A 2,928-nucleotide genomic window follows, 5' to 3' on the forward strand; every position below is an offset into this window, starting at 1 on the left:
AAAAGCCGGGGCGAAAAATTTTTCGCCCCGGCTTTTTTGTATCAATTTGGGTCAGATCATAGACACATCAACCAATTGATTTTAGTCCCCGATGCAACTAATTTTGAAATTCAAGCATCTAATTAGTTAATATTGACACTGAAACTTACTAATCAATAACTTTCAAATGAAGTTAGCTGCTACACTTTCGATTTTATTAATCGGATTTACTGGTATTTCCCAATTAACGGGAACAACCGGTTCTACATTAAACACCAATTGCAACGGAACCGACTGTAACTATTCGGGACCTACAATTCTCATCAACGAATTGATGATCAGTCCTACGAACAATGATGGTTCTATTTCCGGCGACGGTGGAGTATCAGCGGGAAGAGGAGAATGGATTGAATTATACAATCCGAATATCTGCGAACCGATTGATATTTCCTGCTACTATTTGGGAAATAATACCGCTGAAGGAAACGGTGGATTTGTGATTCCGGCCGGAACAATTGTACCGCCAGCTGGTTTTTGCATGATCCGGGGAGCAAACGTTCCCGCAGTACCATCCAACTTATTGGTTCAAAACGGTGGAAATGTCGTTGAAATCGTTGTTCCTGCAAATGTCGGCGATCCCGGAGTTTGCTCAGGGGGCTTGCGTCTATGGTTTCCAAATGCCGGCGGATGGTTTGCCTTCTATGATGCAAGCGGAGTTCCGCAGGATGCCGTTTCCTGGCTAACTGCTGCCGGAGCAAGTGGTTCGCCCTGCATTCCCACTTTGGGAGGTTGTAACAACGCAACATCTTTACCAAGTTACAATAGCATTCCTGCAAACCGGAAAAATGTACTCAACGTTCCTTCCGTTTTGCTCACAGGAAGTTCTGTGAGAAGAATTCCGGATGGAGGAAACTGGGACACACAAGGTCCGCCAACATACGCAGAGTGCAATGCGACTTGTATTCAGGCGGGAAGCTCAAGCTGCACGGGAACAGCAACAATTAACGTTTCAGGAGGAACTCCTCCCTACTCTTACTCCTGGGATGACTCTCAGGCACAAACTACTCAAACCGCAATCAATCTGTGCGCAGGAACTTACAATGTTACAGTAACGGACAATGGCGGAAACACACAGGTATTCCAGGTAAGCATCCAGGACTTCGTACCGACGGTTTCTGTGAATCTGCCTGCTGAAATCTGTGTGAATGCCAATCCTGTGAATATTGTTGTAAATCCGGTTGCGACGGCCGGCCAAACAGGAACACTGACCGGTCCGGGAGTTAGCGGGAGCAATTTTAATCCTACGACAGCGGGTGTCGGAAACCATACGGTGAATTACTATTTTGAAGATCAGTTCGGATGCAGTAACTCCGCAACCGATGCAATTCTGGTTCATCCGCTTCCAGCCGTTTCCATTACCAACAATCAATCTCCTTATTGCGTTTCAAACAATCCGGCAGGTTTGGTTCTTTCTCCTGCAGGAGGACAACTGACAGGACCAGGCGTTACAAATAATCAATTTATTCCGTCTCAGGCAGGTATTGGTACGCATACATTGACATATACATACCAGGATGCAAACGGATGTTCTAATTCTACGACAATCAATGTTCAGGTTACTGCTCCCAATCCACCTGTTTTGACAGTTCCGTCAGATGTGTGTATTGATGGAGCAACAGTAACGATGGCTGCCAATCCGGCAGGCGGGAATTTTCAAATCGGTGGAGCGGCTTCAACAGATCAGTTCTCCCCTCAAACCCAGGGAATCGGGAATCACACGGTCACTTATACGATTACAGATGCAAACGGATGTATTGCAACTGCAACAGGATCTATCACTGTTCATGCTTTACCAACCATCCAGATTCCGGTAAACGCGAACTATTGCTATGAATCCGGTTTCCATAACGTTGCGCCAACTCCGGCAGGAGGTATGTTTTCAGGAGACAATGTGATTGGTACAGGTCTGAATCTTTCGGGAGTGGCTCCGGGCGCTTATCACGTAAACTATGCTTATACGGATCAGTTCGGATGTTCAAACACCGCAGCTCAGACTTACAATGTAACCAGCCCGGTTAAACCGGAATACAGCTATGAAACGGATTGTTTTCAGGGAGCTTCGATGATTTCCAAAATCCAAAACACCAACTACACGTATCAGTGGAATATTCAAAATGCCAGCACCGGAAACGGTATTTCGTACGGAATTGTACTTCCGGCTCCGGGAACGTACAACCTCACTTTTACCATTACGGATAATTACGGTTGTGTATACGATACAACCGGAGTGATTATCATTGAAGAGGGAATTCAAATCGAAACAGTTTCGCTTCCGAATATCATTACACCAAACGGTGACGGAATCAATGACCGTCTGGAAATGCCGCTTGAATTAAGTGATTGTTTTTCGTATCAGATCGTCATTGTTAACCGTTGGGGAAATCCGGTATACCGCATGGAAAATATGACTGACTTCTTCGACGGTCATTCTAAAAACGGGGCAGAATTGGCAGATGGTGTATATTTCTACTACCTGGAATCAGACGATTTTGATTGCAACGATGACAAGTATAAAAGCGTGTGTTACGGAAACATAACAATTATCCGATAATACTCTGAAAAACGAATAGAAACAGAAAGGCTGACGGGATTTTCCATCAGCCTTTCTTGCATCACAACATGACAATAGATTACTGGTTTGGTTCTGCTGCTTACTGATATTTTTTCACTTTCGTTCCGTCTTCGTAGATATAAATAACTAAACCGGGAGTATTTTCATTGACCTTCTGCCCCATGAGATTCACGATCTCCTTCAGCTGATTTTCTTTCATGCTGTTATCCACCACAGTTATTTCATCAAAAGTTCTTCGTGTACCGTCTTGATCAACCTGGGTAATCCGGTAATAATTCTTCTTCCCGGCTGCCGGATTTGAATGAACAGCCGAATAA

General features: G+C 44.6%; 2 protein-coding genes. One reads left to right on the forward strand and one right to left on the reverse strand.

Annotated elements, in window-relative coordinates; genetic code table 11:
- The first annotated feature begins 166 nt into the window (after positions 1-166).
- Positions 167-2,590: a gliding motility-associated C-terminal domain-containing protein gene (locus tag Q1V93_RS10535; protein WP_300664475.1), complete on the forward strand. Its 2,424-nt coding sequence runs from the start codon at positions 167-169 to the stop codon at positions 2,588-2,590.
- Positions 2,591-2,690: 100 nt separating this feature from the next.
- On the opposite strand, the gene Q1V93_RS10540 is transcribed toward Q1V93_RS10535, so the two are convergent.
- Positions 2,691-2,928: hypothetical protein (locus Q1V93_RS10540; protein ID WP_300664477.1), on the reverse strand; the 238-nt coding region annotated here is incomplete at its 5' end.

Source organism: Fluviicola sp. (assembly GCF_030151805.1).
In the GTDB taxonomy this organism is placed as follows: domain Bacteria; phylum Bacteroidota; class Bacteroidia; order Flavobacteriales_D; family Crocinitomicaceae; genus Fluviicola.